16 protein-coding genes are annotated in these 16,055 nt (G+C 59.3%); 9 read left to right on the forward strand and 7 right to left on the reverse strand.

What is annotated here, in order from left to right; all coding sequences use genetic code 11:
• Nucleotides 1-586: 586 nt before the first annotated feature.
• Together PQQ86_RS20635 and PQQ86_RS20640 are read right to left on the reverse strand one after the other, a co-directional pair.
• Nucleotides 587-1,336: a response regulator transcription factor gene (locus PQQ86_RS20635; RefSeq protein WP_408270889.1), complete on the reverse strand. Its 750-nt coding sequence runs from the start codon at nt 1,334-1,336 to the stop codon at nt 587-589.
• Between the two features lie 209 nt (nt 1,337-1,545).
• Nucleotides 1,546-3,387 carry an ATP-binding response regulator gene (locus tag PQQ86_RS20640; protein WP_408270892.1) on the reverse strand — a complete coding sequence of 614 codons (1,842 nt, stop codon included), beginning with the start codon at nt 3,385-3,387 and terminating at the stop codon, nt 1,546-1,548.
• 352 nt (nt 3,388-3,739) lie between these two features.
• Here PQQ86_RS20640 and PQQ86_RS20645 point away from each other — a divergent pair, with 352 nt between their 5' ends.
• The gene (locus PQQ86_RS20645) at nt 3,740-4,180 is read left to right on the forward strand and encodes a hypothetical protein (RefSeq protein ID WP_408270895.1); all 441 of its coding nucleotides are present in this window, start codon (nt 3,740-3,742) and stop codon (nt 4,178-4,180) included.
• Between the two features lie 64 nt (nt 4,181-4,244).
• Here the strand turns inward: PQQ86_RS20645 and PQQ86_RS20650 are convergent, their stop codons facing one another.
• Complete coding sequence (locus PQQ86_RS20650; protein ID WP_408270898.1) at nt 4,245-4,889, reverse strand: ankyrin repeat domain-containing protein; 645 nt, start codon at nt 4,887-4,889, stop codon at nt 4,245-4,247.
• Between the two features lie 99 nt (nt 4,890-4,988).
• The gene (locus PQQ86_RS20655) at nt 4,989-5,213 is read right to left on the reverse strand and encodes a hypothetical protein (RefSeq protein WP_408270900.1); all 225 of its coding nucleotides are present in this window, start codon (nt 5,211-5,213) and stop codon (nt 4,989-4,991) included.
• 153 nt (nt 5,214-5,366) lie between these two features.
• On the opposite strand from PQQ86_RS20655, the gene PQQ86_RS20660 reads away from it, so the two are divergent.
• The 6 genes from PQQ86_RS20660 (at nt 5,367) to PQQ86_RS20685 (ending at nt 11,160) form a co-directional block, all read left to right on the forward strand.
• Nucleotides 5,367-6,077, forward strand: a complete 711-nt coding sequence (locus tag PQQ86_RS20660; protein ID WP_408270903.1) for a hypothetical protein — start codon at nt 5,367-5,369, stop codon at nt 6,075-6,077.
• A 327-nt stretch (nt 6,078-6,404) separates the two neighbouring features.
• Nucleotides 6,405-7,973, forward strand: coding sequence for a flavin monoamine oxidase family protein (locus PQQ86_RS20665; protein ID WP_408270906.1), 1,569 nt, complete (start codon nt 6,405-6,407; stop codon nt 7,971-7,973).
• Nucleotides 7,974-8,001: 28 nt separating this feature from the next.
• A complete protein-coding gene (locus PQQ86_RS20670) occupies nt 8,002-8,385 on the forward strand; it encodes a c-type cytochrome (RefSeq protein ID WP_408270909.1) in 384 nt (127 codons plus the stop codon).
• A gap of 230 nt (nt 8,386-8,615) precedes the next feature.
• Complete coding sequence (locus PQQ86_RS20675; protein WP_408270911.1) at nt 8,616-9,068, forward strand: FecR family protein; 453 nt, start codon at nt 8,616-8,618, stop codon at nt 9,066-9,068.
• Nucleotides 9,069-9,077: 9 nt separating this feature from the next.
• Nucleotides 9,078-9,692 (forward strand): OmpA family protein, encoded by a 615-nt coding sequence (locus PQQ86_RS20680; RefSeq protein ID WP_408270914.1) that lies wholly within the window; start codon nt 9,078-9,080, stop codon nt 9,690-9,692.
• A 37-nt stretch (nt 9,693-9,729) separates the two neighbouring features.
• Nucleotides 9,730-11,160 (forward strand): CHASE2 domain-containing protein, encoded by a 1,431-nt coding sequence (locus tag PQQ86_RS20685; protein ID WP_408270917.1) that lies wholly within the window; start codon nt 9,730-9,732, stop codon nt 11,158-11,160.
• Nucleotides 11,161-11,251: 91 nt separating this feature from the next.
• Here PQQ86_RS20685 and PQQ86_RS20690 read toward each other — a convergent pair whose 3' ends face one another.
• The 3 genes from PQQ86_RS20690 to PQQ86_RS20700 all read right to left on the reverse strand — a co-directional run bounded on the left by PQQ86_RS20690 (nt 11,252) and on the right by PQQ86_RS20700 (nt 14,937).
• On the reverse strand, nt 11,252-12,457 hold the full coding sequence (locus tag PQQ86_RS20690) for a hypothetical protein (protein WP_408270920.1): 1,206 nt from the start codon (nt 12,455-12,457) through the stop codon (nt 11,252-11,254).
• Nucleotides 12,458-12,480: 23 nt separating this feature from the next.
• The gene (locus PQQ86_RS20695; protein ID WP_408270923.1) at nt 12,481-14,610 is read right to left on the reverse strand and encodes an alpha-galactosidase D; all 2,130 of its coding nucleotides are present in this window, start codon (nt 14,608-14,610) and stop codon (nt 12,481-12,483) included.
• Between the two features lie 186 nt (nt 14,611-14,796).
• The gene (locus tag PQQ86_RS20700) at nt 14,797-14,937 is read right to left on the reverse strand and encodes a hypothetical protein (protein WP_408270926.1); all 141 of its coding nucleotides are present in this window, start codon (nt 14,935-14,937) and stop codon (nt 14,797-14,799) included.
• A gap of 285 nt (nt 14,938-15,222) precedes the next feature.
• Here PQQ86_RS20700 and PQQ86_RS20705 point away from each other — a divergent pair, with 285 nt between their 5' ends.
• Both PQQ86_RS20705 and PQQ86_RS20710 read left to right on the forward strand, forming a co-directional pair.
• Nucleotides 15,223-15,699, forward strand: a complete 477-nt coding sequence (locus PQQ86_RS20705) for a DUF2778 domain-containing protein (RefSeq protein ID WP_408270929.1) — start codon at nt 15,223-15,225, stop codon at nt 15,697-15,699.
• Entirely contained in the window at nt 15,699-15,977 is a 279-nt protein-coding gene (locus tag PQQ86_RS20710) for a hypothetical protein (protein ID WP_408270931.1), read from the forward strand. The genes PQQ86_RS20705 and PQQ86_RS20710 overlap by 1 nt, the downstream gene beginning before the upstream one ends.
• Nucleotides 15,978-16,055: the final 78 nt, after the last annotated feature.

The following is a 16,055-nucleotide window of genomic DNA, read 5'->3' on the forward strand; positions in this document are numbered from 1 at the left end:
CGTTATGACGCCCATTCCGTTTGCCCTTGAAGCCGTCGCGCCTCGCGCGCGCCTGTTAGCTCCCTCCGAAAAAAACGTTGCATTGTGGGTCCATCCGGCACGGTCTCGCATTTTTTGCACCGGCTTGTACCCGTGTGTCGGGCGTACCGCCGTATGCTTCCATCCCCGCACTCGGGTCAGAGGCTTGTGCTGTGGCGTTTTCTTGCGGGGCGGGTTGAGAGGCTTGCGGTGTGCCTTGCGAATGAGCCACACCGGCCATGGCGAACAGCACGACAGCGGATGCGACTATCAGTGGTGATTTCATGTTGGTTCCTTTATCTACGTTGAGTTTTCCATTCATGCGATTCGTTATTCGCGTTTCGCACGAGCCAAGGCCGGTTCAGCTCATCACGACGACAAACCGCTGAGGGTGCACTCGACGAATGCACCCTCAGCGTTGCTGTCATATTCATTCTTGGTCAGGGGAAGCGCCGTCGCAACGCACATGCGTAGGTGGTGGACAGCAAACGTCGGCGAAAGATGTAGGCACTGTGAGCGTCCGATCCCGGGGACATATCGAATACTCGCCTCCCGACGCTGACTGAAGTCAGTCGGTAGGTTGCCCGCTAGCCGCCGGTAGGCTTCGGTCAAGCGCCGGATCCGTGACCGGCGGGACGCCGAGCTTGATCCCTCTATCCGCCAGCATGACGATGAGTTCCGTACGGCGCCGCAGATTGAAATGCGCAAGCAGATGACTGATGTATTTCCGAACCGTAATGTCCTCGAGCCCCATTCTCAGGGCAATGGCCTTGGACGGAAGTCCGCGCACCAGCCACGCCAACGTTTCGAACTCTCTCGGTGTGAGTCCCAGCTCGGATGCATTGCTCGTTTCCGATTTAACGCGCGGCTGTCTATCCTCAGGTCCATTTGCCGGAGCCCTGTCAGTGTCCATATCGCGACTGAGGCTGGCGATGCTGGAGGCTGGCAGGAACACGCCCCCGGCAAGCACGGCGCTTATCGCCGCACGAAGCGCTTCAGGCGGCGACGATTTGGGCACGTATCCCATGGCGCGAAGTTGGATGCATCGACTGATGGTTTCCACTCGCTCATCGGCCGATATCACGATCACCGGTAACGACGGTCGCGACTCCTTCAATTCGGCAAGCGCGTTGCAGCCGTTGCCATCGGGCAGGTCGAGATCGAGAAAAACGATGTTCAGGAGCTCGCTAAGCGCATGATTCACCCCCTGCGACAATGTGCTCGCGTGCAGCAACTCGATGTCCGGAAAGAGCTCCGTCAGTAGAAGCGCCAATCCGGCTCTGAACAGTTCATGGTCGTCGACGATCAGTACGCGCATTCCATCGTCTCCCAGAACTGTCTTCGAGCCGAGCTGCGATTACACATCGGAGGATGGCTAAACCGGTAGCGATCGTCCAATGTCTTCAGGTCAGATAGTACACAGTGGCGGCTGATCTATATGGCGTCGCCTGAAAAGTGGCGGTTTTCACCCATCATTAGACGAATCAAGCGTATCCAAAAGAACCACCGCGCTCGGGACGCTTTCAGTCACTGATCGTTCGCGAGATCGAGTTTCATCTTCCGCTGAGCGCTCACGTACCGGCTGATCTCTGCCAGCAGGTCTTTGGGGGCGGAGGACTTGCGCAATAGCACGAACGGTTCGGGGAAGTCGCGAAGGACGTGATCGGACAGCAATTCACCGGTGATAAATGCAACGGGAATAACGCCCGCCCACGCGAAATGGCGCCTGATCCGATTAGCAACCTCCTTGCCGGTGGCGCCGTCGCGTAGACGGATATCGGCGACGATGAGATCGGGAATGCGACTGTCATCGGCAAGGATGGCTTCGAATCCAGCCATCGACTCGGCGGCGTACACGAGCGCGCCCGCGCTTGAGAAAAGACGCCTCAGGCCTTCGAGGACGGTAGGTTCATCGTCGCACAGGAGCATGAACGTGCCAGTGAGATCGGTCGTGTAGACGTCGCCATCCTGAGCATGTGCCCCGACGGTCGGAGTTGATGCCGAAACCGTCGCATAAAGGGAAAAGCGCGATCCGTGCCCTTCCACGGAGGCGAAACTCATGCTGTGTCCCGGCAGAATATGGATCGCACGATGCACAATCGACAGCCCCAGTCCCAGCCCTTTCGAACGGTCGCGCCCTGGATTGTTGATCTGATAGTACTCGGAGAAAATCGCGTCCCGATGGGCGGGCGCAATACCGATGCCGGTATCCCATACATCGACGCGCAGCCGTTCATTCAGTTGCACCCAGCCAAGCACAACGCCACCCGATGGCGTGTTCTTGATCGCGTTCGATACGAGATTCGATACGGACCGCTTGAAGAGCGATCGGTCGGTCTCGATGGACGGCGGGTACTTTCGCCGCCCCGCGATTCTTAGATCGATGCCACGCAATCGGGCCGTCTCACGGTATTGCTCGAAGACCTCGGTCAGCAGGCCGTGGGTATCGACCGGTACGACATGGGGAACATATGAACCCAACTCGCTGTAGTCCTGAATATCCTTGAACATGTCGAGGATGTCGGACGCGGTCTCCTCGACGACATCGAGCTCGCGATCCACGGCGTAGCCGTCCCTGATCCTCGTCCGGGCGCTTCGGATGAAAAGGTTGATTGCGGCGAGAGGCTGCTGGATGTCGTGATACGCCGATGAAAAGAATCGCTCCTTCTCCTTGACGAGCTCTTGCATGCGTCTGTTCTGCTCGTTGACCGCGCGCGACGCCGCTTCGACGCGCGCCTTGGCCGCGCGCAGGGTGCGCCGGTATATGAATTCGCGCCTCGCAGCACGTTCCAGCGGAACGCTAAGCAACACGCCGACGACAGACATCAGCGGCAGCATCGTGGCGTGCGCAGCCACCGACTCCACGCGCAGTTCGACACTCCCGCCGACGGGCTTGAAATAAAGCATGATCAGATAGCTGACGACGCATATCCCGATTAGCCACGCCGCCGTGATCACCCGAAGCCGAAAGGCCATGAATATCACGAAAAGGGAAAACATCAGCACCGGATAGACCTCCCGCCAGCCAAGGTCGCCCGGATAGAACTGCAGCATTCTCAGGGTGGTGAACCAGCAACTGATCGTCCAGACACTGAGCAGTCCGACGGCCCAACGTTCATCGAGTGCGCGGGGGGTCCAGAACAGCACGGGAATCGCCATTCCGATCGCGCCGGCGACTCTCAGGAGAATGAGCTCGTTGTGGTGCAGATGGGCGGGATCGAGTACGTTTAACCGGGAGAAGTCGCGGATGGAAAACACGACCCACAACGCGGTGAAGATTGTGATCGCGAGCCTGCGCTGTCCGAAGAAGCGCCGCGCGTAGTCGATCCGGAACGCGCGTTCCTGAGCCGCCGAGCTGAACCTGCGCACCCTGAGGCCTGACGATCTCATGACGACGCTCGATCAGGAAATTCGCTGCCCGCGGATAGGGCAGCGTGTAATTCAAACAGAATAGCAGTGCGCCTTCCAGGGTCATACACACAAATGTAGCGTTCTGGATGCGCCTGCCAGATCAGGGGGCGCCTACATCTTTCCGGACTCGAATCGGGCCGACTACTACTTACCGTGGTGGCCGCCTGACGCCAAGGGTGCCGAAAGCGTTTCACTAAAAAGCCATCGGATCATTTTGTTACACCTCTTACCGAGATCCTAACTGGCAGGTTACAAAAACCTTTCGTAGGGCGGTTATACTCGGCGCCGTCCCAAAAACTAAAGACCTTTTATGTCGAAGAGAATCTTCCAGATTGTTGCCATTGCAGCGCTCACCACTGCAGTGTCGTTATCGGCGGTGGCCGGCGATATGAACAATGCCCTTGGCGGCGCGCTCGGCGGCGTAGCCGGTGCTGCCCTGGGTGGCGCAGTAGGCGGCAGCACGGGTTCCGTCATTGGCGGAGCAGTCGGCGGCGGTGCCGGCGGCGCAGTCACGTCAAACCGCAGGGAACGCACGGGCGCCATCATCGGTGGCGCGCTCGGGGGCGGCGCCGGCACAGCGGCAGGCAATGCGATGGGCGGCCGCACGGGCGGCCTCGTCGGCGCGGCCGTGGGCGGCGGCGCGGGTTCAGCGCTTGGCGGTAACATGTCGCGGTCCAATTCGTACGCGGACGATTATGCCCGCGGCTACCGACCGAACAAGCGCCATCACAAACGTCGCCACCATGACTGAACGTTGAGCAAAAAACGGCGTGGTTCAATCAAAGGTTAAGCCCGAAACGCCGAATACCTTTCTTTTAAGAACGGCGGCGTAGCTTGTTCTGCTGTAGCGACACCATCCGCTCGATAATTTCTCCCGGTAGTTTGCGTTCCCGAGCGATCGCTACGCTGTCGCGACCTACCGAATCTGGAATCGACGGATCCGCTCCCGCCTCGATCAACAGGGCCAACGTAGCGAGTCGTTTGAGTCTTGCTGCATAGAAAATCGGAGTCTCGCCATGAGCCTTGAGATTCAGTTCTGGCTCGGATTTTAGCAGTGCGCGACATACGAGATCGTCGTCGCGCCATACTGCTGCCCAAAGCGAATAGCTGGCGTTGGCACCACGCTGCAAAAGAAACTCGACCAAGGGGAAATTCTCTCCACGGGCTACCGCATACCATAGCGGCGTCGCCCGAAAATCGCCTTCGTCCTCATCCATCGGCACTGCCTGTTCGAGATCTGCGCCCGCTTCGAGCAAGATTGTGACGGTCCTGATGCCGTTCAGTTCGACCAGTTGTGGGTTACTTCCAGGCTTTACCGAGCACGCGCGATGCAGGGCAGTGTGTCCTTGTGGGTCGCTCGCCTCGACGAGTTCTGGTGCCGCAGCTAGTAATGCAGCGACTGTTGGCCAGTCCCACATGCGGACTGCAGCGAATAACGCTGTTCTTGAAGGCTTGCCCATTTTGCCCTCTGCACGTAACCGACGCCGCGCTGATTCGATCAGCGCCAACTATTACGAAGTTCTGTCTTGAATCTGAGCAGAGATCAGTGACCGGTAAAGTCAAAGATGTCGGCTTTCCGAAGGGGGATTGCTCCAATCATTCTGCAGGCCATTCTGATAAGTAACCGGCACATTCAGCGCTTCGTCGACGTTAAGTTCGTCGAGGCACATGATGTTCACATTGATATAAGGGTACCCTGTTCCGTTTGGTGTATCCACGCGATCAAATACACGAACACCGTACCCTTTGCCAAACGGGTGATGAGCTACTGGGTTGACAATCATCCAGACTCGATTACAAGCACGGCTGGTTTCCTTTCGCGCAATTACAAAACATCAAGTGTCGCGCGATGATCCCGATAACTCGATTGCACGTCGCTATCGTGCATTCGATTTTCGACCGTCTCCCCAAGCGGGGGACAAAGGAAGCGTCAGCCCATGTCGCCTGATCCGATCAACACGAACACGTCAGTCACCACACCGCCGCCACCCGAGCCTCCTCCATCAAAGGATGCATCGTCGACAACCAGCACGTCCGACCGCAGCAACGATGCACTGATAACAGCACTCAAGCACACGTTGATGCGGCTCGGCATCGATGCGTCAACGGGCTTAACCATCAGCGACAGCACCAACGACAACTCCGACGCCTTGTCGTTGCACAGGCGCGTGAGTGCGTCGAGCGCGTCACTGGTCGCGGCGCTCTACCAGGCGCTCGAGCTGCAGCGGTCAATTGCCGTGGCTAACGGCCTGAGCACGTCGGGCAAAGAAACGATGGACGCGCTTTCCGCCGCGACAGATATCCAGCCATCTAGTTTGGCTGTAAACGGCTATCGCGATCTCGGCGCTCAGATTGCCGATCTGGCAAAGATGTCCGGCACGGTAGCAAGCGACGATGGTGACGATACGGACGAATGGGATTTCGATATCGACAATTCCGAAAACACGTCGAGCGCTGTCACAGAGTCAGGCGACCCGATGACAGCCGCAATCGGACAATTGAATCAGGCGTTACGGGATCACGTCGCGACGCTCGTGCAGAATACGAGCGCGAAAGTCTCGCTAGTTGCGGTACTCGACGGATTGTCAGACGAGACGAAGGGAGTCCAATGGCGGCCGCTCGGCGTACTGATTGACGTGCAGGCGTAATGCTCGATCAACGTTGTCACGCCAATCTCACATCCACCGCTTATCACGACGGCTTTGTTCGATCGGGCAGCTGTAACGCGTTCAGCCGTTCAGCGCGGGATCGTCGGCGATTTACGCTCCGTCGTCGAGCGACCGCCTATGGCCGGCTACCGCCTCACGCTTCCGGGCGAGCCCGACCCACGGGGCGCAGTCGGCCGTCCTGGCACGGACAGTCGCACGGGCGATCGCATAGAATGAACTAGCCGTTGCAATACGCTGATTTCGTTCGCCATCGTTTCTCTCCAGTCGGGGCACCGCGTCCTTATGTCGAGAATGACCACAAATGCGATGAGCCGCCGGCACCTGCTGACGCTGATCGGCAAGAACCTCGGCGCGGCCGCCATGATGCAAGGCATGAGCACGCTTGGGTTCGCCGCTGCCTCAACCTACGCCGGACCGATCAAACTCGATGGCGCGCCCAAAGGAACGCGAATTCTCGTGCTTGGCGCGGGCATGGCGGGCCTCGTCGCGGCCTTTGAGCTGCGGAACGCGGGCTACCACGTGCAGGTGCTCGAGTACAACAACCGCGCAGGTGGCCGGGCCTGGACTGTCAGGGGCGGTGATCGTTATACCGAACTCGGCGGTGCCACCCAGTTCTGCGATTTCGCTGACGGGCTTTATCTGAACCCAGGGCCGTGGCGCATTCCGTATCACCACCAGGGCGTACTCGACTACGCAAAACGCCTGAAGGTGCCGCTCGAGCCGTTCATCCAGGTCAATTACAACGCCTACCTGCATTCGAAGGAGGCTTTCGATGGTAAGCCGCAACGATTCCGGGCGGTGCAGACCGACTATCAAGGCTATATCGCCGAGCTGCTTTCCAAAGCAATCCGCAAAGACGCACTTGATGATGCATTGTCAGCCGAAGATGCGCATCTGCTACTCGAATCCCTGCGCCAATGGGGGGCGCTCGGGCGGGATGGGAGCTACCAGTCGGGCCGGCGAAGCAGCGAACGCCGTGGATTCGCAACCGCGGATGGCGGCGGCCTGATGCCCAATGCCGTCCCGTCGAATCTGCTCCCGCGCGACCCCTTGCTTGCATCGCGTTTGTGGAAATGGCTCTCGTCTGGAAACGAGCAGGATTTCCAGAGCAGCATTTTCCAGCCCGTCGGCGGCATGGACAGGATTGCCCATGCGATTTATTCGCAGGTCGCGAGCGCTGTAGTGTTCAACGCCAGAGTCACGGCCATCGTGCAGGACGAGCGAGGCGTCGAAGTGCGCTACACCGATACGACCACCCGAACCGAACGGAGCGCGCACGCGGATTGGCTGGTGTGCACTATCCCGCTCTCGATTCTGAGTCAGATCGACATTGCAGTTGGCCCGGCCATGCGCGCCGCGATCGACGCGGTGCCCTACGAGACATCGGTGAAAATCGGCTTGCAATTCGGCCGGCGATTCTGGGAAGAAGACGAGCAGATCTACGGCGGCATTACGTATACGGATCTGCCGATCTCGACGATCGGTTATCCGGCAACAGGTTACGGATCGACCGGTCCTGCGGTGCTGCTCGGCGCCTACATGTGGGGACCCGCCAGCTATGAGATGGGTGCACTGCCCCCTGCCGAACGGATCGCGGTGGCACTGAGTCAGGGCAGCCAGATTCATCCGCAGTACCCGCGCGAGTACCAGAACGGCTTCGCGATGAGTTGGAGCCGATCGCCGTTCACGAATGGCTGCTTCGCCGCATGGACGGATGCGTTGAGAGAAGCGCATTACGCGAATCTCTGCCAGATCGACGGACGGATCGTCCTTGCCGGAGAGCACGCTTCCCATATCCCGGCATGGCAGGAAGGCGCCGTGCTGTCGTCGCTGGATGCGATTACTCGCTTGCATCGGAGAATCGTCAATGCATAGGCCGACGCAGATCCTCAGCGTGATGCTAATGGCCTTGCTGATGGGAGCCGCGACGGTGTCGGCTCAGACCGTGGCACAGGACGCACCACGCGCCTTCACGATTTCGCCGGGCTACCGCTTCACCGAAAAAAGCGGTGAAGCGCTCTACAACGCTACCTGCGCGGGATGCCATATGCCGGATGGAAAAGGCGCAGAGGGCGCCGGTCACTACCCGGCGCTCGCTGACAACCCGGCAGTCGGAGCAGCACCCTACGTCATTATCAACGTACTGCACGGCCGAAAGGCGATGCCATCCTTTGGCGACGAGATGAATGACGATCAGGTTGCTGCTGTCGTCAACTACACGAGAACCCATTTCGGCAATCGATTTGCCGGAGATGTCACGCCGAGCCAGGTTAGAAGTCTGCGCTGAGAAGTATCTGGCGATATGCGCGGAAGCGCACAGAGTCATTTGAATCAGGTCCATACTCTGTTCGGTGCAGCAGCCAGATCTCCACCGGACATCCAGGAGCCGTATTTCTGCATGTCCTTCACAAGCCCCAGCTCTACGAGCAATGGGGAATGATCGCTCACAACATCAGGTCGACATCGGGGCCCCGCGCTATTCCGCGGAAAGCAACTTTACGCAATCAGGTGCCACCGATGCGTCTTCGAGCCATCAAATATGCCTTGATTCTTGCCTGCGGATGCATGGCTGTCGCGAATGTGCTTGCCGCCGATGCTGCCGGCGTCGTGAAGACCCTTAAGGGTACGGTGCAGATCGAGCGGGCTGGAGGGAATTCAGGTGCGGCCATCGGCAGCGAGGTTTACGGCAGCGATCGCATAGTGACCGGCCCGGAATCTTCCGTCGGTATCACGCTGCGTGACGCCACCCAACTCTCTGCCGGCGCCAATACCATCCTCGAGCTCAACAAATTCGCGTTCAACACCACGACCCATGACGGCGTGCTCGACGCATCCATCAAACGCGGTTCCCTGGCTGTGATTTCGGGGAAGTTGGCGAAGGCTAATCCGGATGCGGTCCGCTTCAGCACGCCGACTACCACGCTGGGCGTGCGCGGCACCGAATTCATCATCGAAGTCGGCGATAGATAAGGGGGCACGTTGAAGGCTGCGATTCGACATCACGGGCTGGCCTTTGCCGCGGCATGCATCGTGCTGCCGTTCTTCGCGGGCTGCAGCACGCCGGACAAAATTATTCTATTGCCGGATCCCGATGGCAAAGTCGGAGCGGTCATTGTCCACAGCGCCACCGGCGAACAGAAAATAGACAAGGCCTACGCCGAGGTCGACGTCACCAAGGGCGGTGCCATCGAAAAAACGATGGATAGCCAAGCCACTGTGGAGACACGATATGGCGAGCTACTTGCGGCACGGCCGCCTCGTCCCAAGGCATTCACGATCTTTTTTCTCTTTGATTCCGCCACCGAATTGGCCCCTGAGTCGTCGGCCACGGTCAAACAGCTAAAAGCCGCCCTGGCGACATGGCCCGCACCGCAGCTCGTAGTGGTCGGTCATACCGATCTGGCGGGCTCTCAGGAATTCAATGATCAACTTTCCATGCAGCGGGCGAAGACGGTTGCAGCGTTCCTGATCAAGCAAGGCATCCCTGCCCAGCAAATAGAGACCGCGGCCCGAGGCAAGCGCGAGCCGCTGGTGCCCACGGCAGATGGTGTTCCCAATCGCATGAACCGGCGCGCAGTCATCACAATCCAATGACCCGCGCCAGTCATCGGCGCTGAATGGCCTTCCGTCGATGAAACGCTATTTCGACCCATGGCACGCCCGGATCAGGAATCTGCTGAGGGTGGTCCAGGGGCGTCCGGTGGCACTGGTGGTGTTGTTCGGCCTGAGCCTGCTCAACCTGTGCAGCGAATGGCCGAGCGACATAGCACGTCCAGCTTTCGTAGACACGCTCGATGAAACGCTTCCCGACTCCTTTAAAACAGCCCGGCAAATTCTGTTCGATCAGTATCAACGTCACCACCCACGGGTTCCGACGGCTCAGCCGGTGACCATTGTCGAGATTGATGAGGAGACGCTCGCGACCGCCGGTCAATGGCCCTGGCCGCGAAACCGACTCGCGAGCCTGATCGATGCCATCGCGGCACTGAAACCGCTGGCGATCGGTCTCGACATTTACATGCCGGAGCCGGATCAGACTTCTCCCGACAAGGTGGCCGGCAATCTGCCGGAAACGGCTGCGGCGCTGGCCGCCGGCTTGCGGGCCCTACCCAGTCACGAAGCCATTCTCGCAAGATCGTTGCGCGCAGCGCCGACGATACTGGGTGCCGCGGCGCTCGATCATGCTGCGTTCGGCACCCGCACCGATCTGCGAAGCGCACCGATCCGCGTTCATGGCACCGACCCGCTGGGCTACGTGCCGCGTTTCGACTATGTTCTCGGCAGCCTGCCGGAACTGCAGGCTGCGGCCCACGGGCAGGCGATGCTGAGCGTAGCGCTCGAACAAGGCGTAGTCCGGCACATTCCGCTCATCACGGGATTGAGGGAGAAACTGGTCCCCAGTCTGCCGATGGAAATGCTCCGCGTTGCCACGGATTCATCGGCGATTGACGTCTTTGCGGATACATCGGGCGTGCAAGCGGTGGGTGTCGCCGATGTGCTGGTGCCCACGCAGCCCGAAGGGGACATCTGGTTGCATTTCGCGTCTATTCGGTCGACGCTGAGCCGCTACGTGTCGGCACGCGACGTCATGCAGGGAATAGTCGATCCGGAACGGATCCGGGACAAACTGGTGCTGGTCGGACTAACCGGTGCTGGCGTGACTGACATGCGCACGACGGCGCTGGGGGAACTGGTGCCGGGCATCGAGATTCAGGCGCAGGTCATCGAGACGATTGTCGAGGGACGGTTTCTGCGCCGCCCCACCTGGCTGAAATGGGCAGAAAGCGCCTTCATCATGACGTTCGGGCTGCTGATCATCTGGTATGTGCCGCGCCCCCAATCTCGGTTCGCGGCGCTCATCAAAGCTGTCCCTAAGGGCGTCGCCGCTCTGGGTATCAGCCTGCATCTGCTGAATCTTCTATGCTGCTTCTTCATTTTCATCCGCTTTGGACTGCTCGTCGATGCGGCCGCGATTTTCATTATCCTGTCTGCGGTCATGGGCTGCTTCCTGTCACCCGCGTTACTCCGCTCCAATGAACAAACGAAAACGGAGGCCGCGTAACAACTGGACGGCCGGTCCGCGCGTTCGCTCACGCCTGGGTGCCAAGGGTTTCAAAAGCGTGGCGGCCGAAGGGTGCTGAGTGATCCGTTCGTTAATTCGGCAGATGCCTCGGAAGATCCGTGATGCGCGGCCCACAGAATCGGGCGTTTCCGAGGCACGATGCAAGCGCCTGCTCGCCGAACCATTTCTGCGTGTCCAGGTTGTAGTGCACGCTGCCGTCTCCACCGCCTAACGTGCCGCCCTGGAAAATACCGAAGCCGGGCGGCTGTCCATTCCAGTCCGGCGACCGGGACGCATCGGCGAAACTGAAGATGCGCGGATTCGCGTCGACGAAGCCACCGAACACTTTCTGCATCGACGCAAGCGCGGCGGGATTATAAGGCGCGACCGCGTTGGTGACGTTGTCGTAAGCGGTCGACAACGGCTTCACGATGAGCACCGGGAAGGTCGAACCCACCGCAGCGAAGAAACTGCTGAAGAGGTAAGCGTAATTCTGCGGCGCGCGATGAATCGTCGTTGCGTTGCCGGCCGAATTCAGCGGCGCAGCTTCTGCCTCCCACTGGTTCCACTCCAGGCCGAGGATACGCGGCTTCTTGCCGGTCGCCAGAATCTGCTTGAGTCCCAGATACATCATGCGGCGCGCGAACGGTGCAAGCGCATACGTCGGCGTCTTGCTTGCATCGAGCATGGGTTGCCAGAGATTAACGCCATGCACCGTCCAGCCGCAGCAGCCGCTGAACGCATCGTCTGCGACGTCCACGCCCTGGCTGCCCCAGCCGATATGGATGATGTACAGATCGGGCAGCGGCTCGCCTGCATTGATCGCCGACTGCCACGCATACGCGGCGAAATTGGCGGCATTTCCGCTGCCGCCGTAGTAGCCGAGGTTCATATCGGACGACGTGCTGTCCGACCAGTTCACCCACGACACGTGATCGATCGCGGATATCGGTTGGGTAAATGGCGCACCCGACCCGTCGGCGTTACCGGCGATGTTCCCCCAGCCGTCGTTGCGGATGCCCCATACATTCGGTGCCGGCATGCCGCCGGTGCCCGCGCCTGCACCCGAGGCTCCCGTCAACGTCAGATCCGCGGGCAGGCCGTTAAGACCGGCGCTGTTGCTCTGCCCCATCACGAACAGGACCGCCACTTCGTCGTGCCGGAAGCGCGCTCCTTTGTTCCACGATTCTGCCGCTGCGGCATTCGGTTGGGCCGTCGCGTCGGCGGCGACGGACACCTGCACCCCACTCGCGGCCAATATGAACGGCAGCGCAATTCGCATCAAGAAGTTCTTCATGCCTGTCTCCAAGGATTGCCGGTTCACTGTTTGATCGGCTGGATGATTGCCTGGCCCAAGCCGTCGATGTCGGGACCATAGTTGCCGGAAATCACAGAGAACTTGACGGTGTTGGCCGCGCCGGCTTTCAGCGGGACCGTGACCTGAACACTCGAGAGGATCGGAAAGTCCCAGGTGCCTTCACCAGGAAACTGCACGGGAACCGGAGGGCCATTGTTGACGCTCACGCTCAGTGCACGAGGCGAACCGCCGCCGTCGTCCGCGCTGATATACACCACGGGGAGCACATACTCGCCATCGGCAGGCGCCACGATTCCGTTGAACTGGAGGCTCGAATCCGAGTTCACAAAATTGCCGACCTTTTCGTGGCCGCTGCATATGTTGCATGCCTGGACTGCCGCATCCTGAATGATGTTGGTGGCGCTTTCCGCTTGATAGGCGACGGGCGGCAATGCGGGTTGCGGAGCGGCGATCAGCGTCACCTTGCCGATCGACGGAGCGCGGCGGCCCTTGTCCGGAAGAGCGAAAGTGAGCGTGTTGCTTCCCGGCACGAACGGCATGGACAGCGTGACGGTGCCTTGGGCATGCCCGGTGGTCACGGGTAGCTGGATCGTCGTGAGTACGCTGTCGTTGAGCGTCAACGGCACCTTCAGCGAAGAACTTCCTTCGTTTCGGTACGTCACGTCGATGTACCCGCCGGTGGTTGCATTCAACGTATAGCGTGCTGCGCCGTCGTCATGTCTGCCCGGTTTGGCCGGGTGGATTTTCGATGCATCGTCCACGCCGGCGATGGTCAGCATGACGGAGCCGCCAGCCGGAACAGCAGACACCGTGTACCCGGACGTGTGCGAACCAAGATCCTTGTGCGCCCAGATATCCCGCACGCTGGCCGAAGCAGCGGGGTCCAGCCCGAGATCCTTCCAGTTCACCGTGATCGGAGCGGCCGACCCGGTTGTGTTGAGCAGAACTACCGCACGGCGACCTTGACCGGCGAGCAGCTTGGCCCACACGCCCAGACCGTTCTGCGGCACCGCCACCCGGATCGCCTGAAGGCCACGCGGGTCCTGATCGACGGCGAGCACCTCCGGATTGGTCAGCGTCGCCATCGTTGCCGGGCTGACCGGCGTCGTGAGATCGAGACCCAGGATAAGCGGCGCACCGGAAATGGCCCACAGGCTCATGTGCGTCTGATCCTGCGCGGCGGTCAGACCGAACCCGGCAAGCATCATGTCCGCATCGTTATAGACACCCGTATGTTGGGCTTCCGGAAACAGATTGCCGTAGAAATTCTGGTTCACGATTCTGGAAAAATCGGGCGTGCTTTGATGACCCGGCGTGCCGGTGTCATAGGTGATGTCCTCGGTCGTTCTCCACAGATCCGCGACTTGCCCCCAGTCATACGATCTGCCCGTCTTGTCGGTGTGAAAACTGTTCGGATTGATGCTGTAGACGATCTGCCGATTCACGGCAGCACCCGCACTGTTCAGCGCATCGCGCATCTTCTGGAAACCGGTCACCTGATCGTCGACGGTGCCATCCGGCGAACACCAGTCGTACTTCACGTAGTCGACGCCCCATGCCACGAATGTATTGGCATCCTGAACTTCGTGCCCAAGACTGCCCATCGGGTTGGTGTGTCCAGCGTACAGATTGTTACGCTGAGCACAGGTTTCGGCTGCGGGCACTTCATACATGCCGAACTTCAGACCTCTGGCGTGGACGTAGTCGGCCAGCGCTTTGATGCCGCTTGGAAACTTCACGGGGTCGGCGACCAGGTTGCCTTGCGCATCGCGGGATGGCGCGAACCAGCAGTCGTCGACGTTGATATAGCTGTAGCCCGCTTTCATCAACGGACCATCTTTCTTCTGGCCGTCGGAGATAACGTCCGCGGCTGTTTTCACCAGCTCCTCGGTGATGTTGCAGCCGTACGCATTCCACGAGGCCCAACCCATAGGCGGTAGTGCAATCGACGCTCGGGTCTGAGTTTGCGATGACGCGTCTTGTGCGGAAACGTTTGCGGAGTTGGCCGCGACCTGCGCGACGCTCGTGGCGTTGGAGGAACCTTGCTGGTCTCCTCCGCAGCCGGACAGAACGAAAGCCATCATGATGCTCGCGAAGAACAGATACACCTGTGTGCGACCCAGGATCTTCATGATTTTCCTTTGCTGAAAAATGAAACTGGGATTTCCGGATAGGTGCTCATCCCTGTCGTCGTGTAGGCCAGATCGACATCGTTCTTGCTGGCCGAGCGCAACGTGATTTCGTTTAGATAGAGCGCCTTAGGTTTGCTCGCGCAGAATTTGATTCGCCTGCGGCGAAGCGTTGGCTGAATGAAAGTATTAGGTGGAGCTGAAGAGGGAATGCCGGCCGCGCCGGGCAAGGAAGAGTTGCAGCGCCGGCACGTGCTGCAACTGGGGGATGACCGCAGTACTGCCTAACTTCAGCAGCTTGCGACGCTTTTGACAGATGGAAATCTTCACCGTGTCTCCCTGCTGGGAATTTATGCTGAATCCACTAATGAATATCTAGTTCAAATATGCACGCGTAAGGTTTTGTCAGACATTAGGTTTTTCCCTTGGTATCGTGTTGCAAATGGTGGGATGCGGATGTGGGGGATTGGTGTTGCCGGGGGTATGTGGATTGGAATTTTGTAAAGTTTAGGAAACCGTATTTTTATTGCGTGCAAGGGTTTACTGGTTTCTGCGGGCGTGATCAACCGACTTTGGTAGCATGCGCAAATCGCTACGGATGAAACTAGTGCTTTTATGCCTGCTGCATGTACATTCAGTTTGAACTCTCAAAAAACATCAGTGCTATCGTGCCCCGGTGTTGGGTTATTCAGCGCGTTTTCAGGCACGTCTACCGGGCGCGATAATCCCAAGGCCGTCGCACAGCCAGATATCGGGCCATTGCCACCAGGCAGGTATTACATCGTTGATCGACAAAGCGGGGGACGTGCTGGATGGATTCGCGATCTGGCGGCGGCGGTGTATGGCGCTGATCGCCGCCACTGGTTCATGCTGTGGCGTGAAGGCACGGGAGACACGACGCTAATCAACGGCATCAAACGCGGTGCTTTCCGTCTGCATCCCATGGGGCCGCGCGGGTTATCAGAGGGATGTATAACGATCGTCAATCCCGACCAGTTCAACGTGCTAGCCGACTATCTGCATAAGCAGGGCGCTACGCTGCCGATTCCCGGCAGCACGCTTAAGGCCTATGGCTACGTGGACGTACAGTAATGAAACTCGCCCGTTATATTTCAAACGTCGCAGTCACGCTATTGCTGGGCGTACTACTCGCCCGGTACGTGGCTAACCTGCCCGTTGAATGGCCGTGGCTGACCGGTTCAATACGGTTCGTGCTGCACCTGTTCGGCATTCGCAGTTACGACAACCCTGACGATATGTTCGATCTTGCCGGGTTAGTGATTTTCTTCGCCTGCCTGCTCGTCGCCGCGCTGGCTGTGTGGCTGGTCAACATCGGCACACGACGCTATCGGCGAACGGCCCACCGATGAATCACAGGACAATTAGAAGCTAGGCAACTGGACTTCGAAAATTGTCGTTGGCGCACTTGCTTTAGCGGCTGCTGGATC

Source organism: Paraburkholderia sediminicola, from assembly GCF_046026675.1.
GTDB lineage: Bacteria > Pseudomonadota > Gammaproteobacteria > Burkholderiales > Burkholderiaceae > Paraburkholderia > Paraburkholderia sediminicola_F.